22 protein-coding genes, 2 tRNA genes and 2 pseudogenes are annotated in these 26,693 nt (G+C 53.6%); 4 read left to right on the plus strand and 22 right to left on the minus strand.

The features are described from left to right. Positions 1–226: 226 nt before the first annotated feature. The 3 genes and pseudogenes from ATW55_RS01445 to ATW55_RS01455 form a co-directional block, all read left to right on the plus strand. A pseudogene (locus tag ATW55_RS01445) lies at positions 227–727 on the plus strand (SDR family NAD(P)-dependent oxidoreductase); the annotation flags it as partial. A 242-nt stretch (positions 728–969) separates the two neighbouring features. Beyond that, entirely contained in the window at positions 970–1,434 is a 465-nt protein-coding gene (locus tag ATW55_RS01450) for a hypothetical protein (RefSeq protein WP_067711316.1), read from the plus strand. After that, the gene (locus ATW55_RS01455; RefSeq protein WP_082685437.1) at positions 1,418–3,916 is read left to right on the plus strand and encodes a molybdopterin-dependent oxidoreductase; all 2,499 of its coding nucleotides are present in this window, start codon (positions 1,418–1,420) and stop codon (positions 3,914–3,916) included. The genes ATW55_RS01450 and ATW55_RS01455 overlap by 17 nt, the downstream gene beginning before the upstream one ends. A gap of 318 nt (positions 3,917–4,234) precedes the next feature. Here the strand turns inward: ATW55_RS01455 and ATW55_RS01460 are convergent, their stop codons facing one another. The 16 genes from ATW55_RS01460 to selA all read right to left on the minus strand — a co-directional run bounded on the left by ATW55_RS01460 (position 4,235) and on the right by selA (position 19,290). Continuing rightward, entirely contained in the window at positions 4,235–4,825 is a 591-nt protein-coding gene (locus ATW55_RS01460; protein ID WP_235586946.1) for a LysE family translocator, read from the minus strand. A gap of 46 nt (positions 4,826–4,871) precedes the next feature. Next, positions 4,872–5,354 carry an Lrp/AsnC family transcriptional regulator gene (locus ATW55_RS01465; protein WP_201024911.1) on the minus strand — a complete coding sequence of 161 codons (483 nt, stop codon included), beginning with the start codon at positions 5,352–5,354 and terminating at the stop codon, positions 4,872–4,874. A 32-nt stretch (positions 5,355–5,386) separates the two neighbouring features. Continuing rightward, positions 5,387–5,674, minus strand: coding sequence for a hypothetical protein (locus tag ATW55_RS01470; protein WP_153004970.1), 288 nt, complete (start codon positions 5,672–5,674; stop codon positions 5,387–5,389). A 455-nt stretch (positions 5,675–6,129) separates the two neighbouring features. Next, positions 6,130–6,813: a YdcF family protein gene (locus ATW55_RS01475; RefSeq protein WP_067711323.1), complete on the minus strand. Its 684-nt coding sequence runs from the start codon at positions 6,811–6,813 to the stop codon at positions 6,130–6,132. Between the two features lie 331 nt (positions 6,814–7,144). Then, positions 7,145–7,220, minus strand: a tRNA-Ala gene (locus ATW55_RS01480). An 8-nt stretch (positions 7,221–7,228) separates the two neighbouring features. Continuing rightward, a tRNA-Ile gene (locus tag ATW55_RS01485) sits at positions 7,229–7,305 on the minus strand. Positions 7,306–7,494: 189 nt separating this feature from the next. Further along, positions 7,495–7,695, minus strand: coding sequence for a hypothetical protein (locus ATW55_RS01490; protein WP_336433204.1), 201 nt, complete (start codon positions 7,693–7,695; stop codon positions 7,495–7,497). 5 nt (positions 7,696–7,700) lie between these two features. Next, on the minus strand, positions 7,701–8,882 hold the full coding sequence (locus tag ATW55_RS01495) for a cysteine desulfurase family protein (protein ID WP_067711325.1): 1,182 nt from the start codon (positions 8,880–8,882) through the stop codon (positions 7,701–7,703). Positions 8,883–8,902: 20 nt separating this feature from the next. Then, on the minus strand, positions 8,903–9,313 hold the full coding sequence (locus ATW55_RS01500) for an RrF2 family transcriptional regulator (protein ID WP_067711327.1): 411 nt from the start codon (positions 9,311–9,313) through the stop codon (positions 8,903–8,905). A 101-nt stretch (positions 9,314–9,414) separates the two neighbouring features. After that, positions 9,415–10,707 carry a replication-associated recombination protein A gene (locus ATW55_RS01505; protein WP_067711329.1) on the minus strand — a complete coding sequence of 431 codons (1,293 nt, stop codon included), beginning with the start codon at positions 10,705–10,707 and terminating at the stop codon, positions 9,415–9,417. A gap of 21 nt (positions 10,708–10,728) precedes the next feature. Next, on the minus strand, positions 10,729–11,757 hold the full coding sequence (ltaE, locus tag ATW55_RS01510) for a low-specificity L-threonine aldolase (protein WP_067711331.1): 1,029 nt from the start codon (positions 11,755–11,757) through the stop codon (positions 10,729–10,731). Continuing rightward, on the minus strand, positions 11,754–13,571 hold the full coding sequence (gene aspS, locus ATW55_RS01515) for an aspartate--tRNA ligase (protein ID WP_067711356.1): 1,818 nt from the start codon (positions 13,569–13,571) through the stop codon (positions 11,754–11,756). The genes ltaE and aspS overlap by 4 nt, the downstream gene beginning before the upstream one ends. Before the next feature lie 27 nt (positions 13,572–13,598). Then, positions 13,599–14,867, minus strand: coding sequence for a histidine--tRNA ligase (gene hisS, locus ATW55_RS01520; RefSeq protein ID WP_067711333.1), 1,269 nt, complete (start codon positions 14,865–14,867; stop codon positions 13,599–13,601). A gap of 325 nt (positions 14,868–15,192) precedes the next feature. Continuing rightward, complete coding sequence (gene hemZ, locus ATW55_RS01530; protein WP_067711337.1) at positions 15,193–16,830, minus strand: coproporphyrinogen dehydrogenase HemZ; 1,638 nt, start codon at positions 16,828–16,830, stop codon at positions 15,193–15,195. Further along, positions 16,827–17,876 carry a selenide, water dikinase SelD gene (selD, locus tag ATW55_RS01535; RefSeq protein ID WP_423742940.1) on the minus strand — a complete coding sequence of 350 codons (1,050 nt, stop codon included), beginning with the start codon at positions 17,874–17,876 and terminating at the stop codon, positions 16,827–16,829. The genes hemZ and selD overlap by 4 nt, the downstream gene beginning before the upstream one ends. A 10-nt stretch (positions 17,877–17,886) precedes the next feature. Next, positions 17,887–19,290, minus strand: a complete 1,404-nt coding sequence (gene selA / locus ATW55_RS01540) for an L-seryl-tRNA(Sec) selenium transferase (protein WP_067711341.1) — start codon at positions 19,288–19,290, stop codon at positions 17,887–17,889. 205 nt (positions 19,291–19,495) lie between these two features. On the opposite strand from selA, the pseudogene ATW55_RS01545 reads away from it, so the two are divergent. Then, positions 19,496–20,796, plus strand: a pseudogene (locus ATW55_RS01545) (glutamate-1-semialdehyde 2,1-aminomutase). Positions 20,797–20,888: 92 nt separating this feature from the next. Here the strand turns inward: ATW55_RS01545 and ATW55_RS01550 are convergent. From ATW55_RS01550 to ATW55_RS01575, 6 genes are all read right to left on the minus strand, one after another. Further along, positions 20,889–21,218, minus strand: a complete 330-nt coding sequence (locus ATW55_RS01550; RefSeq protein ID WP_067711343.1) for a thioredoxin family protein — start codon at positions 21,216–21,218, stop codon at positions 20,889–20,891. A 28-nt stretch (positions 21,219–21,246) separates the two neighbouring features. Next, on the minus strand, positions 21,247–21,465 hold the full coding sequence (locus ATW55_RS01555; protein ID WP_067711345.1) for a NifU family protein: 219 nt from the start codon (positions 21,463–21,465) through the stop codon (positions 21,247–21,249). A 77-nt stretch (positions 21,466–21,542) separates the two neighbouring features. Continuing rightward, entirely contained in the window at positions 21,543–22,514 is a 972-nt protein-coding gene (locus ATW55_RS01560; RefSeq protein WP_067711347.1) for a hypothetical protein, read from the minus strand. 52 nt (positions 22,515–22,566) lie between these two features. After that, entirely contained in the window at positions 22,567–23,517 is a 951-nt protein-coding gene (locus tag ATW55_RS01565; RefSeq protein WP_067711348.1) for an ABC transporter permease, read from the minus strand. Positions 23,518–23,552: 35 nt separating this feature from the next. Continuing rightward, on the minus strand, positions 23,553–24,533 hold the full coding sequence (locus tag ATW55_RS01570; RefSeq protein WP_067711350.1) for an ABC transporter ATP-binding protein: 981 nt from the start codon (positions 24,531–24,533) through the stop codon (positions 23,553–23,555). 6 nt (positions 24,534–24,539) lie between these two features. Further along, positions 24,540–26,477 carry a hypothetical protein gene (locus ATW55_RS01575; RefSeq protein WP_067711352.1) on the minus strand — a complete coding sequence of 646 codons (1,938 nt, stop codon included), beginning with the start codon at positions 26,475–26,477 and terminating at the stop codon, positions 24,540–24,542. Between the last annotated feature and the right edge of the window lie 216 nt (positions 26,478–26,693).

The raw sequence follows: 26,693 nt of genomic DNA on the forward strand, positions 1-26,693 counted from the left end.
GCGCCACCCACACGACTGAAAGACGAGAGTTCTTTGAATCCAGGTTTACATAAACGAGCCATGGTTCACACCCACATCGCTAAGAGATAGGCCGTTAGATGCCTTCTCGTCGATTTTTGGGGTGTACCAGAAATGTCAATAGTTTTATTGTGATTTCATAAACTTTACACAAAAATAGAGATCCAAATTTATACAGCAACTGCATAACTCATGATTAGTCAATAATGCTGGAATTCCTGACAGTGCCAAGCCTGGGCGCGCGGCGCTTGATCTCACAAAGCACACATTTGACTATACAACTGAGGATTTGCGCACGACGTTGGAAACGAATTTTCTCGGTACACACGAACTCACCAAAAATCTGCTGTCTTCTCTGACAGACAACGCAAAAATCGTCAACATCACCGTTCCAATTTCGCCGAACGACTTTTGGCACCCACTCGCATACATCACAAGCAAAGCGGCACTCAACGTGATGACACTGACTTACGCTTACGAATTTGAAAAAATGGGCAGTCACCGCCAGATTTTCGGCATCATGCCTGGCGCTGTCGCGACCGACTTAAACGGCATGGAAGCTGGTGCACACGGCGGCTTCGTCAAATCGCCCGAAGCCGCTGGGCAGATGAGTACCGACATCATCCTGTCTGATAAGAATCAAAACGGCCAAATTATTCAGTACGACGGAAAAGTCGTCACAGATTATGAGATTCAGCTGAGAGGCTAGAAACGTCAGGCTCTGTCCGTGATACAACTTCGACTAGCAACTCTAGTTACATAGCAAGTCTCTCCTTGTCTGCAGTCATTAGATGCTCGGAGCGCGGCTCTGTTGACTGTTCGCCCCCATCTTTATCCCCAGCCACCGTGGGTCTCCCCGCGAAAACTCACGATGGCTATCCACCTTTGATAAGATGCCAATCATACCTGAATGGAAAGCGAATAGGATGGTTAAGGAAAGGGGGGCATAAGGTGCATCTTTTGCAAAAACACCTTTCCAATGAATTGTTTATCATTCAACAAACCTTATCACGGCAACTTCAAAATCCACCCATCCATCATAACGCTTTTGAGATTCGCCTTCGCCAACTCTTACGGCTGGAAACCGAGGTTTGCGAGCAGGCAATGCAATCGCTACAGTTCATCCCCATCGAATTCGACACCTTAAAAGAAGAACTAACGAAACTATATTACGCTGACGACGCCGACCAACCAATGGCTCGTGCCTGGGTTCGCGCGTCCATCTGGATGCGTTTCGCTCGTTCAGAGGAATTGGATTTAATAGTGACTTCTTTGCATGAGGTATTTCACCGCTTAAAACGTATGGTCCCATTCATTGAAGAACTGTACGGGGTGGAGCAAACCAAATATATTGTGCCTTCTAAATATCGGCAGAAAACGATTTCCAAGGAGGATGGTTATGGCCTGGGAAACTGAGCGAATCGATCAAAACATTTATTCACAAGGTGAACCTGAAAAATGGATCTACAGCACATGTAACATTTGTTCCATTGGGTGTGGATGCCATATTGCCGTGCGCGACGATAAAATTGTTGGAATTCGCGGCAATCCGGAACATCCGGTTAATCGTGGTAGACTTGGCCCCAAAGGAGAACATCAGTGGTATGCCAACAACAGCTCGGATCGCCTACGTTCACCTCTGATTCGCAATCGTTCTGGACAACTTGTCTGCGCCTCTTGGGATGACGCCATGGATCTACTCGTCGCAAAAAGTAAGGAGGCACTTCAAAACCTTGGCCCCAATGGCATCGCAATCTATTCAACGGGCCAAGGATTCCTCGAAGATTATTATACCCTCGCCAAAATCGGACGCGCCGGCTTACGATCCCATCTGATGGATGCCAACACAAGACTATGTACAGCCACCACGGAGTGGTGTCTCTTGCAGTCCTTTGGTTCCGACGGTGTACCCGCCTCTTTTGATGACGTCGATCTCGCCGATACAGTGGTCCTTTTTGGTCATAACGCGGCGGAAACGGGCACCGTTTTTTTCGAGCGAATCCTGGACCGTAAGTTGCGCACCGGAAAACCCTATCTCATCGTCGTCGACCCAAGGCGTACACTCACTGCACGCGCAGCAGATCTCTTTTTACAATTACAGCCGGGAACCAATCTTCCTCTCCTTCAAGGCCTACTTCATATCATTTTGCGCAATGGATGGATTGATCATGATTTTATCGCGCGACATACGGTAGGTTTTGAGCAGATGCGCGCATCTACAGCGGCATGGACACCTGAGCGCGTCTCCTCCCTGACGGGGCTACCGCTGGAACAGATTGAAGAAACCGCTCGACATGTGGGACTTACCTCCCGTTTGGTTTGCACGACGCTTCAAGGCACCTATCAAAGCAGCGACGCCACAAGTACATGTATCGCAATCAACAACTTGCATCTCATTCGCGGACTGATTGGCAAACCAGGCTGCGGTCCCCTTCACATGGCTGGGCAACCGAGTTCCTCAACCAATCGGACTGTGGGGGGCGTTGGCACCTATCCAGGAAATCGAAACTCGTCCAACCTTAAACACATTGAAGAAATCGCACGCCTTTGGAATGTTTCCCCATCTTTATTAGAGATCGGACCTGAGGCCGGCATCGAGGAAATTGTTCACACCATGGAATCGGGTCAACTCGGTTTATTCTGGAACATCCATACGAACCCAATGGTATCTCTCCCCAACCGACAGCGCGCGCGCAAGGCCTTTCTAAACACATTTATTGTGGTGCAAGATGCCTTTCTTACAGAAACGACTGAGGTGGCAGACCTGGTTCTCCCCACCGCGATGTGGGGAGAAAAAGAAGGATTAATGGAAAATGCCGATCGTATGATTAATTTAAGCGAAATCGCTGTGACTCCTCCCCCCGGTGTCAAGGCGGATTTTTATATCTTTCTCGACTATGCGAAGCGAATGGGGTTTAAGGACAAGGATGGGCAACCTCTCATAACGTACAAGACCCCTCGCGAGTGTTTCGAAGAGTGGAAAATCATATCGGCAGGACGTCCCTGCGACATGACCGCAATGTCCTATGAGAAAATCAAATCACGACGTGGAATGCGCTGGCCAGCAAACGCTGAACATCCGGAGGGCGCCACACGTCTGTATACCGATTTTCAATTTCACACAAACGTTGACGATACACAGTCGTATGGAAAAGACACAAACACAGGGCGTTCGCGCACTCGCCGTGAATTTGAAGCACTCCATGCCGATGGCCGGGCCATCCTTTATGCATTAACGTATTATCCACCGGTGGAGCGCCCCACACAAGAGTTCCCACTTTGGCTTACCACCGGACGTTTGCTTTGGCACTGGCATACCCGCACCAAAACTGGACGAGCGCCGACACTTCAAATGGCTGCATCCAATGCCTATGTAGAAATTCACCCTAATAATGCCGCACGCTTAGGGATCATCCCTGGCGAGATGGTCGAAGTCGTCTCTCCTCGTTCATCGATTCAAGTTCCCGCACGTATCGTCGATTCCATTCGCGAAGGAGTGGTTTTTGTACCATTTCACTTCGGGAGTTGGCAAAGCAAAGAAGCCGCCAATGAACTGACGGTGGATTTTACAGATCCAGTCTCCCTTCAGCCTCAATTCAAACTCTCTTCGTGTCGTATTCATCTTTTGCGTAAGAGATATACGGGGCAACATGGTGAATCCTTTGAAAAGGTGGCGCTCTCCAACAAGCTAACCACAGAACAACTCGCTCTCGCCAACGCCATGATGCCGCCTTATCGAATTGAACCCGGAGATGTTCTTGAAATTCCATCTGTAAAGGATGTGGCAATTCCACCCTATGCGCCCTATCGTTCCTTAGATCAACTCCCCCATTTCGAACAATCGGATCTACCAGTTACCCGTTTGATCCAGTCGATTCTCCGCAATTACGACGAATAAGTGGTCAAGTAAAAGCGCATCACATTTTGCGCAAAACCGACCGATCAAAGACACAGAAACAGGCGTTCGCAGAGCTTCGTGATTGCGAGAAAGAATTGCGACTATGGGGTGCCGCCTGAGGATACGATCATTCATCGGTATGGAAGCAGGCACGTTTACGGCTAGAAAACATGCTTGAGTCACACGGATTTGACGGGCAATACGAACAGCAAGGGAGAACACAGCGTAGATAGGCGAAATTTAAACCCGGCACAACGCTTAGGCATGGTCAAAAATCAGTACGACCTCTAAGACATCGTTTGTTTCAAAACGTGGGCGTCAAGTGATGGCTCCCGAGCTCACGATTCCAAAGATCCCAAACCCGATAATGACGACCGCAGACAATCTGCTGACCCACAGAAGTACCGCTCTGTTGAGCTTTCCTCTTAGCCAACCTGCAATACCGCTTAGAAACAGCCACCAAAGAGCACTGCCAAGGAATACCCCAACAACGATAAAAGTGGCACTGACGTATTCTTGGGATGAGTTTGCTACGCCAAGCGCAGCAAATACGGCAACAAAAGACAGGATCGTGACGGGATTTGTGATTGTGAGCAAAAACGTGGACAGATAGCTCCACCAAATTCTTCGCACAGTGTTTTTAGTCGGTGCGGCCTGTTCAGCAGACCTTGTGAAAAGTCCTCGTATTCCCAGCAAAAGCAACAAAGCGCCGCCGATCAAATGAATCCATATTCGCTGGTGAATCAAGAAGTGCGATACAAGATCGATGCCAAAACCCGCGACGCTACCGTACACAGCGTCCGCTGTCGCTGCACCAAGGCCACTTACGAAACCAAATGCACGGCCTTGAATCACCGTTCTTTGGATACAAAGGAGACCAATCGGACCAACCGGAGCGGCGATTGACACTCCTATGATAAGACCCCTCAAAAAAATCCATCAATTCACCTCCGCTCTACCTTCGGGTCGATACATCTCCGAGGGGTTCCGGAAACATGGGAGGTACGAATGTCTCTTTGTGCGAACTCATCACGATGGTGGTTCGGGTTCTTGTGACACCGGGCATTCCTTTGATCTCATCGCTCACCACTCGTTCCAGATCGCGTGTTCCTCTACATCTCACTTTCAGCAAGTAGTCGTCCTCACCGGCGACATGGTGGCACTCCTGCACTTCTCGCATCTCCGTAATCCTCTGAAGGAAGAGAGCCCGATTCTCTGGACGTTCCAACATAACAGCAACAAAGGCTGTCAGGCCGCAACCGACGGCTTCGGGGTCGACGAGAACGGTGAACCCCTTAATTACACCTTGCTCCTCCAGACGATGTACACGTTCTGCTGTTGCGGGGCTCGACAGTCCAAGACAACCCGCAAGGTCTGCCCATGTTATGCGGGCATTCATCATCAGTTCAGATACCGCCTTATAATCGATCGAATCCAACATCATTCACCTTCGTTTCGTTAGTTTTTTAATTATATTACTTCAATTATAAATTGCATGCAAACAGAAAGTGGCGCCGCAGTATCAGACAAAATGTCCACTATTCCGGCGCCAATTTCCACATTCCCGAGTTCATCAGGCGTCGTTTTGAAACCTATCGTTCCAATCAAAATAGCATCACAAACATGGACAACCCTGCCACTCCATTGCCCAAAACTTGGATCTCGCCCAAGTTCATCCAGTGTCATTGGTAATACGAATTCTCGAACAGGCTCGCTTGGAAAATCACGAGGTACTTCAAGCCCTAGTATTTGTGACAACCTTGTCTTATCCTCAATAGTTGCCAGCACTAATTCTTAATTCCATGCCACTAACGATTACCGACCAGACTTCAGTGGCGACAAGCAAGCGGGAGGCGTACATGACATTCTATCGTAATGCGGAGTGGGAGTACCTCGGGCAATGCTCAAAGTTGCATTACTTTAGCTGCCCGTAGACTGATTTCAAACCGCCGGACGTCTACACTGACGCCCAGTCCTTAAAATCACAATCAGAGAAATCATTGAACGATCGGGGTGATATTGCTCTTCGAAATCCTAGGTTTGATTGCGAAGTTTTCAACGCGCACTACGCAGAGAAGGACATATCTATCTGGCCAATCGAGTGTCGCTATCCTGCCCGTATACACCAGATCACTCAGTTCGAGTCTGAGTATAGTCATACACCCGTCAACCAGAGATGGTAATTGCATTTTCGCCCCGCTAACTGAAAAACATTATTCTGTGCGAACATTTAATTCTACGTATTTGTTGAGATCTGTGATTTCACTTTCAAGAGGTAGTACATGTCCCAATCTCCCATAATAAACGATTCGCAAATACTCGCCGAATACCCTTGCTCTGCCAGCTTCACTGTTCATCCATTCATTTCTCGATATCATTCTACCTCTGTACTCTGCGTCAAATCCAAAAGAAATACAGCTTATAGGATATGGAATATGTTTTGCAAACGTTCGATATTGTCTACCAGCAGCATGATTCTTGCATACAATAAGCACGCTCTGTATTGTGGAAAAATCAAAAACCTCTTTGGTAAACAGAATGTTCTCTAATGTGTTACGCGACCGATTCTCGTACACAATATCTTTCCGTCTAACCCCGTTTTGCAACAATTCTGCTATGATTATTTCTGCCTCTGGAGTATTAGGGCTCTTCCAATCAGTGTGCTTAATACCGGTAGGGCTGACACCACCTGTAACGATGATTTTCTTGCTCAATCCCTTTTTGTAAGCCTCAATTGGTCTCTCCCAATGCCCAGGATGGGTTCCCCCAAATACAAAAACAGCATCACTGAGAACAGGAGTGACATCTGGTAAGAACGTAATATCAGTGAGTTGTTCAATTTGCTTAGAAGTTAAATCAGGCACGATCGGTTCTTTTGGAATAAGGGGATTAGCCATATATACAATCACCTCAACACAAATTCTTATTAAACACTCCTGCCCCTTTATATTATGAGACCCCCGAATTTTGGATTGACCTCTTTCATTATAAAGGTTTATCACTATGGTAGTCTGGTCTTACGGTTGGATCGCGCATTACACGCGGCAAAAGAAGTGACCGAAACCGATATGTAATTCGTTTCCATATATGGGAACAAAACTGACCCCGTCATACAATTTCATTTTTGTTCAAATAGAAACTAGGACAAAACTAGGACACAAAACAAAATCGGACTGCATACCCTGTGGGGGTACAGTCCGATTTCCCTTGATAAATCAAGGTTTTTCGTGGTGGAGATAAGCGGATTCGAACCGCTGACCCCCTGCTTGCAAGGCAGGTGCTCTACCAACTGAGCTATATCCCCAAGATGTCTGGTGGGCCTAAGAGGACTTGAACCTCTGACCTCACGATTATCAGTCGTGCGCTCTAGCCAGCTGAGCTATAGGCCCTTGCGTCGTGCGACATGTGTTAATATAGCATATCATGTGTTTACTATGCAAGGGCTTTTCTCAACTTTGAAGAGAAAATCGAAAATCTTTTTTCATCCGGAAATCGTAACGCGCGATGCTCGTCCAACTGTATCAACAACGCCGCTCACGCTTCGAGTCATCAGACAGATGAAGACCGCAGCGCAAAAATTAAACCGCAGCCGGTGTGTCTTCCAGCGGAGGCTCTGGATTCCAGGCCACCAGGCTTCCATCCTCATCCACGTGGTAAATCTTTACTTCATCTCCGACAAGCGCAAATTCCATAAAGCAATTCCAACAATAGAATTGATTGTTGCCGATCTTCCCAATATCTCTGCAATTACAGTGCGGACAGCGTTCCACGTCAATCACCTCTTTCAATCTGCTTTGGCATCCTCAGAATAACCATTTTTTTCATTTCCTAATCGGCTCGCGCGAATCTGTTTGACTGCTTTACAAAATTCATCCACCGCATAGTCGACCTCTGACTCCGTCGTCGCGCTGGAAAAACTAAACCGCACAACCTCTCTTGCCTCAGGTCCTGACATTCCAAGCGCCATCATGACATGTGACGGCTCCGCTGAGCCCGCTGAACACGCTGATCCGCTCGATGCATACACACCGCGCAGATCCAGATTCATCAAAAGGACATCCGCCTTGATTCCCAAAACTCGAACGCTCACAATGTGTGGCGCGTGAATCTTTGGAAGTTGCCATAAGAGACCGTCCAACCGTGCAGATACACACTCTACAAATCGTTCAGACAGTGCCTTAATCCGTGCAACACGAGCTTCAAAGTGCTCATGTTGTAAAGCAAAAGCGGTTGCCATTCCACTCGCGAGCGCGACACTCTCCGTACCGCCTCGCCTGCCGCGTTCCTGTGTGCCTTGCGGATAGAGTGGCTCAAACGGCACGCCCGCGCGAACATAGAGCGCACCAACACCGACCGGCCCAAAAAGTTTGTGCGCGCTAAAGCTCACGGCATCCACTGGCAACGCATTAAGATTCAAAGCAGTGACCGCAGCCGCCTGCACTCCGTCGACATGAAATGAGATTCCACGCGCGCGAAGGGCGCGCCCAAGCTCATCAATCGGCGCAATAGCACCCGTCTCATTGTTTACCCACATCACGCTTACGAGACATGTTTCGTCGCGCACCGCCAAGAGCACATCCTCAGCGTGAACCAAACCATCCGCACGCGGATTGACAAATGTCACTTCATAGCCAAGCCGCTCCATCAACAAAAGCGTACTGAGCACCGCATGGTGTTCATACGCTGTACTGACGATATGGCGATTTTTACATTTCGCAACAAGACCTGTGATGCCAAGATAATCCGCTTCCGTTCCACCACTCGTAAAGATTAACTCATCTTTACGGCAGTGAAGCGTTTGAGCCATTATCAAACGCGCGCGCTCCAATGTCTGGCGAGAGGCACGCCCTTTGCAGTGTAAACTCGAAGGGTTTCCGGACGTTTCATCCAAGCTCTTCATTATCGTCTGACGGACTTCAGGCGCGAGAGGAGTGGTAGCCGCCGCGTCAAGATATGCGGTCTCCATAAACTCCCTTCTTCCACGCGTCAAATATAAAACATATAGCCATTCTTACTGTCTTTACCATACAATTCAACAAGGTCCGCAATCGTCGTCGTACGCAATACCTCGTCAATTTTATCTTGCAAAGAAAGCCAGAACGCCTCCAGCCCGTCTCCCGTTTCATCAACGATCGCGATCGGACCTTCCAATACGTGAAGCACGTCTCCCGCAGTGATCGCTTCAGGAGAACGTGCGAGGGTGTAACCGCCATACGCACCGCGTACACTTTTTACCATTCCCGCATTTCGCAGCGGCGCAATTAATTGTTCGAGGTAATGGTCGGATAGACCTTTGCGCTCTGCAACCGACTTCAATGACACCGGACCAGAAACGCCTGACACCGCAAGGTCTACCATGAGTAGCAGGCCATAGCGACCTTTTGTCGAGATCTTCACGCTCTACACCTCTGAATCGATACACTCATACATCCTATCGTTGCCAGTATACCATACCCTAAAACCGAAATTGTGAGCTTTCTGCAACCATTTATGCGATTTCAGCGAGGATTTTCCTCTTTTCCGTCTGTGGGCCTTTCATATTTACGCGGACGTACTCGCTGTTCCAACCCTTCCGTACTTGGCGCATAAAAAATTTCGCGTTCAAGCGGCGCCGGAAGATAGTCCTGTTTAACGTGATGGTGCGGGTAATCGTGAGGGTAGCGATACGGCGTTTTCCCATCATCCTCGCGCGGATAGCTCTTATCACGCAAGTGGAGTGGTACCGCCGCATGTGGATGTGCCCGAATCGCCTCCTCAACCTTGCCAAGCGCCACGACGATGCTGTTTGATTTGGGTGACTCACAAATAAAAACGATCGCCTGTGCAATCGGAATCCGCGCCTCAGGCATCCCCACCACATCAAGCGCCTGCCACGCCGCCAGCGCTTGAAGAAGCGCCTGTGGGTTGGCCATCCCAACGTCCTCGCTCGCATGCACGATCATTCGCCGAACCGGGATGCGCGGATCGACCCCCGCATCCACCATCCGCATAAACCAGTACACCGCAGCGTCGCTGTCACTTCCGCGCAGCGATTTGCCAAACGCACTCAACATGTCATAGAGCGTCGATTCATCCACCGTCCCGCGCGCCTCTTCAAGGATCCTCTGCACGGTTGAACGTTTCACCCGCACAACACCCGCGCACTCCTCCGTTTGATACACCGCCCACTCAAGCGTCGTCAAGGCGCGCCTTACGTCACCACCGCTAAACGCGAGGAGCAAATCCCGCGCGTCATCCTCAAGCACCACCCCGCGTCCGCCGAGACCCCGCGCCTCATCGGTGAGCGCCCGCAGAACGGCCATGCGCAGGTCATCCTCCGTAAGCGGACGCAACTGCACAATCTGCAGTCGACTCAAAAGTGCCGGCGTCAGCGCCATGCGCGGGTTTTGCGTCGTACTTCCGATCAAATGGATGATCCCGCGCTCCACAGCCGGCAGCAACGCGTCCTGCTGCGTTTTCGTATAACGGTGTATCTCATCGATAAAAACGAGCGTCTGAATGCCGTAGAGACGGCGCTCTTCATCCGCCTGCACAAACACCTCACGCAACTCCCGCGTGCCAGACGAAACCGCTGAGAGTTCGATCAATCGCGCATCCGCCCGATTGGCCATCAGTTTCGCAAGCGTTGTCTTGCCGACCCCCGGCGGTCCCCAAAGAATGACTGAGCGCAAAAACCCCGTCTGCATCGCGCGATGAATCAGCGTCCCCGGCCGCAAAAGATGTTGTTGTCCGTAAAACTCCTCAAGCGAACGCGGACGCATGCGCTCCGCCAGTGGAATCGATTCGTCCATCGTCGCATACGCCCCTTTCGCTTACGCACTCACACAGCGAGAGACTGCGCGAAGCGTCGCTTCAATTGCTACGTCGTCCACGTCCACATGGGTGACAAAACGCACCGTCGTCTCGCTAAAGTCTGTCGCCAATACGCCCTCATTCGCAAGTCGATGCAAGAAATCTGCCATGCCCACCGACAGCCCTGCAATGTCTGCAATGACGATATTCGTCTCGACATCCTCGGGACGAATAGAAATCCCAGGAATCTGCGCAAGCCCTTCGGCTAGCCGTTTCGCCCGTCTATGATCATCCGCCAAACGCTCGACCATCGTGTTTAGCGCCAAAAGTCCTGGCGCCGCAATCACACCCGCTTGCCGCATGCCGCCACCCAGCGCTTTGCGCCACTTGCGCGCACGTTCGATCCAGTCGCGCGGACCTGCAAGAATGGATCCAATCGGCGCGCCGAGCCCTTTTGACAGGCAAACCTGTACCGTGTCGACGGCGGCGGCGAAATCGCACACCGCGACGCCGGATGCGACCGCTGCGTTAAAAAGGCGCGCCCCATCAAGGTGCACAGGCACCTGATGCGCCTTTGCCAACTCGTATACTTCCTTCATATAAGAGAGCGGGAGAATCGCGCCACCTGCACGATTGTGTGTGTTTTCAAGACAAATCAATTTGGTCTCTGGGTAGTGAATGTTGACACCGCGAATCGCCTTCTTGAGTTGTGAAAGCGGAATCTGCCCGCGCACCCCTGGGAGTGTCCGGGCCTGAACACCCGCAAGCGCAGCCATCGCGCCGACTTCGTAATAAAAGATATGCGACTCTGCCTCAAGGATCACTTCATCGCCCGGACGCGCGTGCGTGAGCACTGCGATCTGATTGCCCTGCGTGCCGCTTGTCACAAAGAGCGCCGCTTCTTTTCCGAGCATTTCAGCCGCCGTCTCTTCGAGTTTCAACACGGTAGGATCTTCGCGGTAAACATCATCACCCACTTCCGCCTGCGCCATTGCGTGACGCATGGCAGCCGACGGACGCGTCACCGTATCGCTTCGCAAATCGATCATTTCTGTGCAGCCTCCGTTTCAAGCGCAAGTTCGAGATGAAGCGTCTCCAACTGCTTTTTTTCAACTGGAGACGGTGCCATCACCATGACGTCCGTGCCCGACGCCGTCTTCGGAAACGCAATCACATCCCGCAGCGATGATTGTCCGGCCAAAATCATGATGATCCGATCAAGTCCAAATGCGATCCCGCCGTGCGGCGGCGTTCCGTACTCAAATGCGTCAAGCAAAAAACCAAACTGACTGCGCGCGTCTTCCATCGTAAATCCAAGCGTTTGAAACATCTTCTCCTGCACATCCCGCTGATAGATGCGCATCGACCCGCCGCCGATTTCATATCCGTTCAAGACCATGTCATACGCCTGCGCACGCACGCGCCCAGGATCTGTATCAAGTAGGGGCACATCTTCCACACGCGGCATCGTAAAGGGATGGTGCTCCGCCACAAAACGACTCGCCTCTTCGTCATACGACACAAGCGGGAAATCAGTGATCCAGGCAAACGCGAGAACAGATTCGTCGATGAGTCCAAGCTGCTTCCCGAGATGCGAGCGCAGGGCCCCGAGCGCGTCTGCCACCACTTTCTTTTGATCCGCGATAAATAGGATCAAATCCCCGACCTTTGCCCCGGTATGCGCGACGATTGCCGACAGTTCTTCCTCCGTAAAAAACTTCGCGATGGCCGAGCGCACACCCGTTTCTTCAACGACCATCCACGCCAGTCCCTTCGCTCGATAGCGCGCGGCAAACTTCCCGAGATCATCAATCTCTTTTCGGCTAAACGACCCACATCCCGGCGCGACGAGCGCCTTGACCTCGCCGCCTTTTGCGAGAACGTCTGCAAACACCTTGAAAGACGCATTTTTTACAACCGGCGCGACATCACATAGTTCCATGCCAAAGCGCAAGTCCGGTTTGTCCGAACCAAAGCGCGCCATTGCCTCTTGGTAAGGGATCCTCTGAAAAGGAAGCGAAACCGTCACGCCAAGCGTTTCTTGCACCATGTGCGCAACCATGCTCTCCATCATGGACATCAGCTCTGCCTGTGTTAAAAAGGACGTTTCAATGTCGATTTGTGTAAACTCCGGTTGGCGATCAGCGCGCAAGTCTTCATCGCGAAAACAGCGCACGATCTGAAAATAGCGTTCAAATCCACCGACCATCAGCAGTTGCTTAAAAAGTTGCGGCGACTGTGGCAATGCATAAAACTCACCAGGATGAACGCGCGACGGCACGAGGTAATCGCGCGCGCCTTCTGGCGTGCTGCGCGTGAGCATTGGCGTCTCGACTTCGATAAATTGACGCGCATCGAGGAATTGCCGCACGAGTTGCATCACCTGATGGCGAAGGCGAAACGTGCGCTGCATTTCCGGCCGGCGCAAGTCGAGATAACGGTAGCGCAAGCGCACCATTTCATCGACATCAATCCCGTCTTCCAGTAGAAACGGCGGCGTCTTTGCCGCATTCAGAATCTCAAGCGCGGTGACCTCCACTTCAATCTCGCCTGTCGCGATTTTCGGATTGATCGCGTGTGCCTCGCGCACGACGACGCGCCCTGTCACGCACACCACATACTCGCTGCGCAAACGGTCGGCAAGTTCTAGCGACGGCGCACTGATATCCTGGCGAAACACCAATTGCGCGATGCCCGATCGATCCCGCAGGTCGATAAAGATGACACCGCCCAAATCCCGCCGACGCTGGACAAAACCGGCCAGCCGCACTTCACTACCCGCATGCTCACGCCGCAACATCCCAGCGTCATGTGTCCTCATCTCCGTCACTTCTCGCAGTCCTTCTCGCGCAACACTCTTCATCGACTCCAAAGCGATCGCCTCTCCATCTCACCGTTTTAGTTGCGCGAGAACCGCCTCAACAAAAGCGTCCTCACTCACCATTTGTTGCTCTTTTGTGCTCAAATCGCGGATCGTTACAGCTCGTTTGGCGATTTCCTCTTCGCCGAGCAAAAGCGCCATGCGTGCACCGAGTCGATCGGCCGTTTTCATCTGCGCCTTGACACCGCGCGCCGCATAATCAAGATCGGCCGCAACGCCCGCCTGACGCAGTCGTGAAAGGATGCGCACGGACGCGTCAAAATGGGCTTGATCACTCCCGAATGTCACAATGTACACATCGATCTTTGGAGAATCGTCTGCATCCCCCTGTTGCTGCGCAAGTAACAATCGTTCAACGCCACCGGCAAATCCAATCCCCGGCATGTCCGGACCACCCAACTGTTCAACAAGCCCGTTATAACGACCTCCGGCGAGCAGCGTGCTCTTTGCGCCGATGCGATCATCGACAAACTCAAATGTCGTCTGCGTATAATAGTCGAGCCCGCGCACAAGTGTGGGGTCTTCCACGTAGCTCACGCCAAGCACGTCAAGATAATGCTTTACTGCACTGTACTGCGTCTGGCAATTCTCACAAAGATACGCTGTAATGCGCGGACTGTTTTTTACTTCCGGGCGATCGCGGTCTTTTTTGCAGTCAAGAATGCGCAGTGGATTCTTTTCAAACCGCCCTTGGCAGTCTGTGCAAAGTGAGCCGCGAATCGGTGTCAGGTGTGCGATAAGCGCTGCACGGTGCGCCGCGCGACAAACCGGACAGCCCACCGAGTTCAGTTCAAGCCGCGCGTCAGCAACCCCCGCCTCCAAAAGAAAGCGCGCACCAAGCTCAATCACTTCTGCATCGACGCGCGGGTCGGAGGAACCGATGACCTCGACGCCATACTGATGAAACTGGCGATTGCGCCCGGCCTGTGGCGCTTCATAGCGAAACATCGGACCAAAGTACCACAGCTTCGCCGGGAGCGGTCCGCCATACAGCTTGTTCTCGACAAACGCGCGCACGACGCCAGCCGTTCCTTCGGGGCGCAGCGTGACCGACTTTTCACCGCGCGTGACAAACGTATACATCTCTTTTTGAACAATATCGCTCGTATCGCCGACACCGCGTTCAAAAACATCGGTGTGCTCAAAAATGGGTGTGCGCATCTCTTCAAAGTGATAGTGAAAAAAGAGTCGGCGGGCCAAATCCTCCACAGATCGCCACGTCGGCGTCTCACTCGGTTTAATGTCATACGTCCCGCGCGGTCGTGCAAATCCCGCCATCGCAAAGCCCTCCAGCCTTCATTTTGTTTTGTACACAAAAAAGCACCCGTCCCGAGGGACGAGCGCGCTGCGCCCGTGGTGCCACCCTATTCGCTGTGCATCACAAGCGATCCACAACTCTCCATCAGATAACGGGGGTTCCCGGTTGCGCTTTTCGGCTGCGCCGTACTCACGTAACATCTCAGAGATGTCCTTCTCAAGAACGCGTTTGGCGAGCCGACTCTCAGTCACGTTCGTCTCTCTCTGTGCCTGCGCACTTGATACTCTTCTCTTCATCGATCTCATTTAGATTTATCCAATAGACTACCGCTTCAGATACGATCTGTCAATGCGCTGCGCCGATCTGTTCGCAAATGCGGGTCAACGCGCGCTCTTTAACCGCAAGTACTCGCTCCATGGCGTTCACGTACGCGAGCGGTTCACGCGGATTGTCGTGACGCGTGATTTTTCGCGTTCCAGGTTCAACCCATTTGCTCGCCGCGCCGCCGCCAAGCGCGATGATCGTCTGCGCCTCTTCAATAATTGCGATGTTGTAGATGCCTTCAAACCCTGGCTTGGCATAGCCGACATTCTCCAGATTGCCAAGAATATCACGCTGACGGTAGAGATAGTAGGGCAAAAGCCCTGCGCTTCGCACCGCCTGGTCCGCCGCGCGCATCATCAAAAGCATCGCCTCGTCATCCGGCACAACAAGGCTCTCACGCTTCTCCGTCACCTCTGAAGAGCGTTTAAACGAGAGCGTGTGCAGCGTCACCGCGTCTGGTTCGAGCGCGAGCGTGCGCTCCACGGAGTACGCCACATCCTCTTGCGTCTCACCGGGGAGCCCCAAGATCAAGTCCATGTTGATGTTGCGAATGCCAGACTCCCGCACGAGCGCAAAGCGGCGATCAATAATCTCCGGCGAGTGGCCGCGACCCATCAAACGCAGTGTTCTGTGATGATATGACTGAGGATTGACGCTCACGCGATCCACACCATACTCTACCATAGCCGCAATCCGATCCGGCGTGATCGTATCTGCGCGCCCTGCCTCGACACAAAACTCACGCCATGGCCCGCCTACCTCCGCGCGCAGCGCGTCAAACAAGCGCCTCATCTCGTCGGCACGTAAACTGCTTGGCGTCCCGCCCCCCACATACACCGTGGTCACTCGGACGCGGCGCTCCCGCAAAACACGCCCCACCATCTTGATCTCCTGAAGAAGCGCGTCAAGAAATGTAAACGCATAGCGCGCCTTGTCCACCATGGAATACGCTGGAAATGTGCAGTACGCGCAGTGAGTCGGGCAAAACGGAATGCCGATGTAGATGCTGACCTCGCGATCAAGTGCCTCAAGATCCGGTAGCACAGCGCGCTCGCGCACTGCGATCTCAGCCGCCAGTGCCGCGCGCTCCGGCGAGACGAGATACTCGCGCTCCAGGTGTTCGCGCATTTCTATCTCACTTTTCCGGCCGTCTTTTCGCTGCCACTCATGCAGGAGCTTCACCGGTCGCACCCCAGTCAAGAGTCCCCAAGTCAACCGCTTGCCCGCGGCCTGAGCGAGCGCTTCATGCAGAGCAAAACGCAGCGCGCGCTTCATCAAAACACGCAGTTTGCGATCCGTGCGCGGATCCTCTGTCTGCGCGGCTTCTCCCTTTGACTGCGCAAGCTCTTCTGTCAGGACATCTCGCGTCAGCCTGCGCGTCACTTCACGCGGCGCACGGCACTCGCCGAGCGTCTTATGAACGGTCACCGTCGCGCACACGTCTACCACCGTGCAGACAACGCAGGCGACTATCATCCATTCATCCTCCACGTTCGCGCCATCTTCGCATGCATCACCCACACATGCATCATTCACAAACGCATCGCGATGGACTGGCGCACCGCGCTCAAGCTGCGCCTCCGGCCAAAAGAGCGAAACGAGCAACCTGACATCTTCGAAAAAAAGCGGATCAACCTGTAGCCATACCCGCGAGATCATTCCTGCGCTCCTCGCGCGACGATGATTTGCGCAACGCGCTCTTCTGAAAACCTTCCGATCACTGCGCTTTGCGTCATTCCTGCCGCGCGCAACGCCTCGACAAGCTGTTCCGCACCGACTGCCGGAAGCGCAAGCAATAGACCACCCGACGTCACGGCGTCAGCCAACACCGTGCGCAGATCAGGCGAAACATCCTGCGCAAACGTTGTCGCCTCCGAGACAAACAGCAAGTTCCGCTTGCTGCCAGCCGGAACAAGGCCTTGTTTTGCGTACTCCATCGTCCCTGCACAAATCGGCACCGCATCTGCGTCAAGAAGCAGTGTCCGCCGCGCACCGCGCGCCATCTCAAGCGCATGTCCAAGGAGACCAAACCCTGTGACATCTGTCACGGCATGCACTTCGTAACGCCTAGCAATCTCCGCCGCCGACCTGTTGAGCATTTTCATCCAGTGGATCGCTTCTTGCGCGTGCGCTTCAGAGGCGACCGCCTCCTTGATCGCCTTCGTGATGATCCCGGCGCCAATCGGCTTTGTCAACACCAAAACATCATTCGCCTCGGCGCCCGCGTTCGTCCAAACTTTCTCCGGATCGATAAGCCCTGTGACGGCCATGCCAAATTTCGGATCAACATCATCAATCGAGTGCCCGCCAAGAAGCGTCGCCCCCGCTTCGCGCACTTTGTCCGCGCCGCCGCGCAGGATCTCCGCAAGCAGTTCGTGCGGCAGTTTCGAGATGGGGAAACCGACGATGTTCAGCGCCGTCAAGGGCGTCCCCCCCATCGCGTAGATGTCGCTCAGGGCGTTGGCCGCGGCAATCTGGCCAAAGTCATACGGGTCGTCAACAATCGGCGTAAAATAATCCACCGTTTGTACAAGCGCAAGCGTATCACTCAAACGATAGACGCCTGCGTCATCCGACGTCTCAAGACCCACCAACAGATCGGGATTGGGAAGGGTCGGAGGTAAAAAAGACAAAACATGCTGAAGGTCCGCCGGACCGATTTTGCATCCTCAGCCAGATTTATCCGTAAGTGTCGTCAAACGAATTTTTTCACGCTCATCCCGCACAGGTGTTTGTGATTCCGCGGACGAGATCGTCTCGCTGCCAGGCAAAAATGGTTCGGACATCAAAGATCACCTCCTCTTTCATAATCCGCGCAATAATTGGCGGCGATTGGGCGCGCAGGCGCTCAAGCAGCATCTGTTCAGGCACGCCCGCGACACGCAGCGCGACACCATAGGAAGGCAGGTCCTCACTCGGCAGTGCGCCGCCGCCCACCTGCGATTCGACGCGCGTGACACGCACGTCCGCATGCGCGCCCTGCGCTGCGAGGCTCGCTCGAAGCGCCGAGGCAAGGCTTTCCGCATCGCTTTGCAAATCCTCAACGGTGCGCGTCATCATTTGCAGTGTCGGTATGCGCGTGCGCGCAATCTCTTCATCCCGGTAGAGCCAAAGCGTAGCCTCAAGCGCCGCGAGCGTTAATTTATCCACACGCAGCGCACGCAACAACTGATTCTTTTTCAAACGATCCACATAGCGCTTCTTGCCGCAAATGATTCCCGCCTGCGTTGCGCCAAGCAGTTTGTCGCCAGAAAAAGAGACGATGTCAACACCTGCCTCCACGCTCTCGCGCACCGTCGGCTCATCCCCAATCCCCGCCTTTTTAAGGTTAAAAAGCGAGCCGCTCCCAAGATCCTCATACACAGGTACATCATGCGCGTGCGCGCGCGCCACCAACGCTTCAAGTGGCGGTTTGGATGTAAAACCGAGCATCTTAAAATTGGAGGCATGCACCCGCAAGATAAGCGATACGCCAGCTTGAAGCGCCTGCTCATAGTCGCGCTCATGCGTCTTATTTGTCGTCCCTACCTCAACGAGCTGCGCGCCACTCTCGCGCATGATCTCGCTCACCCGAAACGATCCGCCAATCTCAATGAGTTCGCCGCGCGAGATGGCGACAGGAAGTCCGTTTGCCAATTCGCGCAGGATGAGAAAGACCGCCGCCGCATTGTTGTTGACAACAAGCGCCGCCTCTGCCCCTGTCAGTGCACAGATTGCGCGTTCCACATGGTCGTACCGTTCTCCACGCCGACCCGTCTCCAAATCAAGTTCCAGGTTGCTGTATCCGAGCGCACTCGCCTGCACTGCGGCGACCGCCTCCAAAGCCAGGGGCGCCCGCCCCAGATTCGTGTGAAGGACGATTCCTGTGGCATTGACGACTGCGCGCAAGTGAAGAAGGGACTGCCCAGTTAACACCTCATGCGCGACGCGCAAAATGGCAGATGAGTCCCAAGATTCGGGCTCATCCCCTTCGCGCAGCGCCGCGCGCGCCTGACGCAAGGCCTCTTGCAATGCGCGCACCACATCCGTGCGCGCGTGAGATTTACACCACAGCGTCACAACGTCTGACTCCAGCAGTTTGTGAACTGCCGGCAACTGTCGAAATCGAGTCGTATCCATTAGGCTTCATTTCATTCCTTTGCCACTCCGCTGCACAAAAACGTGCGATACACCCATTTTCAACTAGTATAGCAACGATCGCGAACGATTGCACCGCGCACACCGCAGCGCCATCCGGCGCAAAGCCTTTGCTTCCAGTCTTCTTTTTTGAGATGATAGATCGCATTCACAATCCGCTGATCCACGAAAGAGGGGACCTTTTCCCATGAGCGACACACGATCCACATCACAATCCACCATCTGGTATGAACGCGCCAAAGCGAGCATCCTCGGCGGAGTCAACAGCCCCGCGCGCTCCTTCAAATCCGTGGGCGGAACACCGCCTGTCACCATGGCACGCGCGCAAGGCGCCTACCTTTACGATGTGGATGGCAATCGCTACATCGACTACATCTGCGCCTATGGCCCGATCATCACAGGACACGCGCATCCCGCCATCGCCGAAGCAGTCACAAACGCCAGTCGCGAAGCTTCTTGTTTGGGACGCCGAGTGTGTGGGAGGCCCTTTACGCAGAACGACTGCAAGCTGCCATCCCCGAGCTTGAGCGTGTGCGCATGGTCAATTCCGGCACCGAAGCGGTGATGACCACCCTCCGCGTGGCGCGCGCCTACACCAAGCGTTCGCGCATCATCAAATTTGCGGGGTGCTACCACGGCCATTCCGACCCCGTCCTCGTCGCGGCAGGTTCCGGCCCCTCTTCTGTTGGCGTGCCAGATAGCGCAGGTGTCCCTGCGTCGACTGCACAGGAAGTCATCACAGTCCCCTTTAATGACCCCGTTTCCCTGAGACAGGCAGCGGCACATCACGGCTCGGAGGTTGCGGCCATTCTGATCGAGCCTGTCGTCGGCAACTTCGGCATCGTCACACCGCACCAGGGCTTTTTGGCCGAGGTTCGCCGCGTCGCAGATGAAATCGGCGCAGTGCTCATCTACGACGAGGTCATCACAGGTTTTCGCTTTCGCTACGGAGCCGTCGAGTTTGACGATGTAAAGCCTGATCTATATGCATTCGGAAAGATCATCGGCGGCGGTCTTCCCATCGGCGCATACGGCGGCAAGCGAGAAATCATGGAGCAAGTGTCGCCGCTCGGCCCTGCCTATCAGGCAGGTACCATGGCTGGAAACGCGATCTCACTGCGCGCCGGACTCGCGTGTCTCGAATTGCTCTCCGATCCATCCGTCTATGAACGCATGGAAAGCCTCGCCAAACGACTCGAAGAGGGGCTTCTTTCAGGCGCTCACACGCACGGCGTCGCAGTGACGGTAAATCGCTATAAAACCGCACTCACGCTCTATTTTGGCGCAGAAAAAATTGAAAACTACACACAGGCACAGCGCTCGAACAGCGAGCAATTCTCTGCATTTTTCCATCATCTCTTAAAGCACGGCGTTCACCTTGCGCCTTCAAAATACGAGGCGTGGTTTCTTACCACGGAGCACACAGAAGCCATGATTGATGAGACGATCGCCATTGCCAACAGCGCATTTGCCGCACTGCGCTCATAAAAAATCGCCGCTTCGCCTAACTGACACGAAACGGCATTCATAAAGGGTCACCCCAAACGAGGCATCTCTCGCTTGGGATGACCCTTGGCAATTTACTCTGGAAGAAAATCGCGAATCCGCTCGTGCATCACCGAAAATGGAAGATACCCCGTCACTTCGCAGACAACCACCCCGCGCGCGTAGACGCGCAGCGTCGGGACCGCCTGAATACGAAGCGCATTGGCCAGTGCGCGATCGCGCTCCACATCAACGCGCAAAACAGGTGCACGCGCGCCGTATAATTGGGCAATTTCGTCGAGCAGCGCTTCCATTCGAGCCGACGACTCATCCCACGACGCCACACTCGCGACGATTACAGTTGGCGCACGCTCATACACCTCACGCCACGCAGAGAGGGGGATCGATTGGCTCGAATCCTCCAACGTATACACCTGCCTCAAAAGCGATTCCTCAAACGGCGATCACTTCGAGAATTTCGGGCACAGACTGTTTGATCGCTCGCTCAATTCCCATTTTTAACGTCATCGTCGACATTGGGCACCCGCTGCATGCGCCAAGCAAGTGCAGGGTGACGATGCCGTCATTCACATCAACCAATTCCACATCACCACCATCAGACTGCAGTGCCGGACGCAGATGATCAATGACTGCCTCTACACGTTCAAACATTCCGCATCCTCCTTCACTTACAAAAAGTATATCACATGTACATCACGATGTGCACCGCTACCGCGAAAAAGGCTCACTTATCCAACATCTTTTGCAGCCCGTTCTTCTGCCGTGCCTGTGGGATGCAACAAAACGCGCGCAACATCGTCGAGCGACCCCTCTTGCGGGTCGAGAAAAACCACTAAAAACCGCTCATCCTCAACGACAGGACGCTTCGCGACTTCCAATTGGGCAAGTGGCAGCAGATAGATCAGACCCTCTTCTCCGCGCACGATGACTTCTTGCCTGCTCGCAAGCCCCACCGTGTCCGCTGTCCGTTTCGCATCTGCCACAAGGGTTCCAAAAAGTTCCGAGAGCTCTGGATCATAAGTCTGATCACTCACCGAAATGTTTCCTTTTTCATCAATCACCATGTATCCGAGTACCGAAGGGTCCGCCAGGCGAGTGGATAAATACGCTTTGAGATCGATCGATGGAAGCGGTGGTTCCATCCCATCTTCAGGAGTTTTCTCCTCAGAAACCGCGTGCAGGGGAGTCTCTGTCTCGCCCTCTACAGGCTCCGCCTCCTGCGACAAGACGCTAAGCCCCAGGATGTGATCCTCAGAAAGCGCGGCAAACGACGCGTCTACGTCCTGCTGCAAAAGTATCATCGGGCTTGCCTGCCCCACCACATCCTCGTGAGCCACATCCGGTCGTTCGCTCCGCTCTTCCTGACTCGCACGAAGCGCGCGTAACACCTCCCGCGCGTCGCGCTGTATTGCGCGGGTGGAGGTGTGCGTGTCTCGACCCGATGCCAGTAACACCTCCCGCGCGTCGCGCTGCATTGTGCGTTCGCCGGACTGCGTCGCAGTCACATCAACGCGCTCGTTTTTTTGCGCCGATTCATCCACGGTCTCGACCGTTTCATGCACTGGAGAAAACTTTTGCTCACCTGCCTCGCGCAACGCCTCTCCGCGTCGGATTTGCCGAATCGACCACACAATGAGAAGCACAGCGACCACCGCGATCACGATGATGCCAATTGCAAAATAGAGCACACTTCCGCTCATGCAAAACCTCCTTCACGCGCCTCATTATGGGTGAACATACCACAGGCCCAACTCATCGGGCAACCCATGACAGCAGCCGTCGCAGGATCACTGAAAACACGCCGGGTCGCAGGCGCCAGGCACACGCACCAAGGAGTACAACCGATCCTGCCAGGTACACCGTCAGAAATAAAAACCATGAGGCAGAACTCGCCAAATGATGTGCATCAACCGAAGAAAAGAGTGAAGCCGCCAGGGTGTTGTGATAAACCGGTGTAATCAGCCCGAATCGCTCGACAATGCTCGCCAGCATAAAAAGCGGATTGAGCGCATAGCATAGCGTCGCGGCGTCTGTCCAGGCGGAAGCGTCTGGATTGTGCGCGGCGACACCGTCAATCAGATAACCGGCGATCCCAAGCAGAATATAAATAACCGCAACCGTGCCGTACGAGAGAACGGTCGCCCATCCAGTGCGTTGAATGAAAGTTGACCAAAACACACTGATTGTTGCAATCGCGCCAAGTGTCACCAGTTGGAGCCAGAAGACCGCAATCACTTGGGATGGCACGACACCGCCAAAGAGAAAAACAATGCTGTAAAGCGGCAACGTCATCACGATAAGAAGGGAGAGATACGAGATGGACGCCAGCCACTTTGACACGATGATCGTGAGTGGTGACAGCGGTGTCGTCAGCAAGACCGTCAGCGTTTGCCGTTCTCGTTCGCCGCTAATGACTCCTGCTGCGATACCTGGCGTGACGAATGAAATCATCGCCAATTGCAGATATGACAAAAAAGTAAACAATTCCGCCGTTCGTGTCGGCTGGAGCAATAGCGTCTGTCCCTGGACATTGAGATACATAAAGACAAACGCGATGGCCCCCATCACCAAAAGATACATGGAAAGTGCAAGGATGGAACGCTCAGAGCGCATGCGCTGACGCAGTTCTTTTCGTATCAATGGATTGCCAAACGTCTGCAGAAAAACGCCTGAGCTCTTGGAGACAACTGCGCGCGTCACCACGAAAATTTCCCCTTGCCGGGATCTTCTTTTCCGCCTCATACGACACGGCTCGCAGGCAGCGCATTTTCTGGCTGCACAATTTGCTCAGATCGCGCATCACTCTCCGTGAGGCGCAAAAAAAGTTCTTCAAGACTTCCAGCCACTTCAGATACCCCTTTAAGCGCATATCCTGCGAGAGACAACTCCCGGATCAATTCGACTTGTTGCCGCTCGCTTCCCGAAAAGAGTACCTCGACGCGTTGTTCACCCTGCACGACAACATCTGTCACCAACGGATTGGAGCGAAGTCGCTCACCGAGCAACCTCCCGCCTTCTAGCAACTCAAAACCGAGCATGCGCTGCCCGCTTGCGCGCGCCGTCACGATCTCGACTGCCGCGCACGCGACAAGGGAACCGTTTTGAATGACGCCAATCTCATCGCACATTTCAGCGAGTTCCGGCAGAATGTGCGAGCTGATGAGTACCGTCTTGCCCTGATCGCGCAGCCCTTTGATCAAATCCTTCATCTCAATGCGCGAACGCGGATCAAGTCCTGAGGCAGGCTCGTCCAAGATGAGGACAGGCGGGTCGTGAATCAAGCTGCGGGCGAGTCCCAGTCGCTGCTGCATGCCGCGTGACAGCGTGTTCACATACGCATCCACCTTGTCTTCAAGGTTCACTCGATGCAGCAACTCGCGGGTGCGCGATTCGATCAGCGACTCAGAAACGCGGTATGCTGTACCATAAAACGCAAGGTATTCGCGAACCGTCAAATCGTCGTAAACCCCAAACGAATCTGGCATATAACCAACCTGCCGGCGAACGGCGGACGGATTGCGGGTGACTTCCTCACCCCCGACATAGGCCCGTCCCGAAGTCGGGCGAAGAAGTGTGGCCAGGATCGACAGGGTGGTCGTTTTTCCGGCGCCATTTTCTCCGACAAACCCAAAAACCGTGCCATCCCGCACATCGAGGTTTAAATTTTTCACCGCCTCAAAGCGACCATACCTTTTGCACAAATTTTCAATTCGAATCATGCGTACTCACTCCGCAACCTTAGTCACGTCAACCAATTGCCGTACGACCCACTGCGGCGATGCCGAGAGAACTGCGCCATCCGGATAGAAAAGTTTTGGCTCTGCGTGCGCCCAACCAATCAAGATCGCTTGGGACGGCAGGGATGGCGACGCAAGTTCGTTGACAAATTCAAAAATGGAGTGACCTACCCCCGACGATGAACTCGGAAGCGCATTTGCAAGTTGTAACGCAAATGGGACTTTTGTTGAACTCGCAAGCACAGCCTGAACATGGGTGCTGTGTCCTGCGCGCAATGCTCCCAACATCACCACTTTGCCATGAAGCACCAGCGCCAGATCCGTATACGAGGTCGCTGTTTGATTGGTGACCGTTCCATAAACCTCTTTTTTTGTGTATTGAAGTGTCGCAGAAAACGCGCCGAAATGCCGCATGACCCCTGCCACGAACGCATACCTTCCAGACCAAGCGCGCACTTGAGAAAAATTGAGCAAGGAACCAGAAGGCAAATAGGTTGTCATCGTTTGCTTTGGCAGTACATCCGACTCGCTAAGCGGTACTGCATAGGTGCCGGGCGGCGTTGAAACACTATAGGCTCTCGTTTGAGGTGACATGAGCGCTTCTACGCCTGTTGCTTCAGCCAAGTGCGGATCGACGATGTCAATGAGACCGACGCTCTGCGTGAGAATGCCATTGGGTCTCACCAAAACTCCATACTCATAGATAGAACCTGCAACAACCACCGAAAGGATGGGAAGGATCCACCATGCGCGCTCGTGTTTGCGATTGCGCCGTAACAAAATGAACAATCCAGGCCCCGCTACGAACAGGTAGAGCAAAAAGATCGTGGCCCATAGCCAGAGCGGCGGCGCGTTGAGTTGCGGAAACTGTTCAGCAGCCGTCACGAGCGACCATGTTCCGCCTGAACCGAAAAGATCAAAGCGCGCGCGCGCCAGTTGAGTGTGAAACGCTTCAAACAGAGCGGTATAAAACATCGTGTTCCCCGACCATGACAATAACAGCGGGGAGATCGGATTAAGCCCTACATACGCAATGATTCCGCGTCCGTACATTCGATCAGCGACAAGCGCATGCTTTGCGTCACCGATGATGACGTGACTGCCACGCGTCGAAACACCAAGAAGTTCTGGCAGCAATCCGGTCACAGGGGGGGCGCCTGCAAAAGCCGAGAGCGCTGCGCCTTTGCTGTCGATGACCACTTGCGGAGTCACTGGACTTACGTTTTGAAAAGGAAGGGTTTGCCCGGCGTTTGGCTGCACGCCGCCTAGGATCAACACTCCGCCTGCCTTCACCCAATCAAGAATTGCATGCACTTGGGAAACGCTCAGGGCGCTTGCCGCCTCGCCATCAAGATAGAGATTTGACAAGCTTTCAAGCATCATACTGTGCGCCGGTATTTGACTTGGGGTAAGGTAAGCCGTGACCATTTGGACTGCGCCATTGCCAATCGTCACGCCAGCTAGAGACTGCACGGCCTGCGGTGTTGCGCTGACCATTCCTGTCGGCGACGCCCCAAGCGTCGACACGCCTGCCAAACGCGTCAGCGCCTGCGTCACGCCACTTACAACAAAGCTCATGACGGCGTGTTGGTTAAGCATGTTCCCAGGCATTGCAATCGTCGTTTTTACAGTGCTTTGCGGGCCAACGGTGAGCGGCCACCTCAGCAGGCCGCCAAACGGCGCGTGATGCGTGACCGAAAAGATCAGATCGCCTGCAACCGGGCGTTTTCCCCGATTGACAACAGTGATACGGACCGGCACCCACGTCTGTGGATTGTAGTAACTCTGAAAGCCAACGCTCGACCGAAGGGTGAGCTGCGGATTCGCCACACTCGCAAGCGCAGGCGAACCGCTTGAAACAAAACAAATGACAACTCCCACAACCACGGTAAGCACGCGGTTTATCCATGTGTGACGCCTAGCCATAAAATGCGCTCATTTCCATTCAGTTTGTCCTATTGTAGCATGCAAACACGCCCTTGCGAACTCTGGAGCGAAAGCGCGCTCTAAGGAGATGCTTTGATACTGCGACGATTGGAGTCACGGCAGGCCCCATCAGGATATAAATCGAGTAGGAGGGGGCGCCTAGCCCCCGACCTCTCACACCACCGTACATGCGGGTCCGCATACGGCGGTTCATTT

Origin of the sequence: Ferroacidibacillus organovorans (genome assembly GCF_001516615.1) — a bacterium.
Lineage (GTDB): Bacteria > Bacillota > Bacilli > Alicyclobacillales > SLC66 > Ferroacidibacillus > Ferroacidibacillus ferrooxidans_B.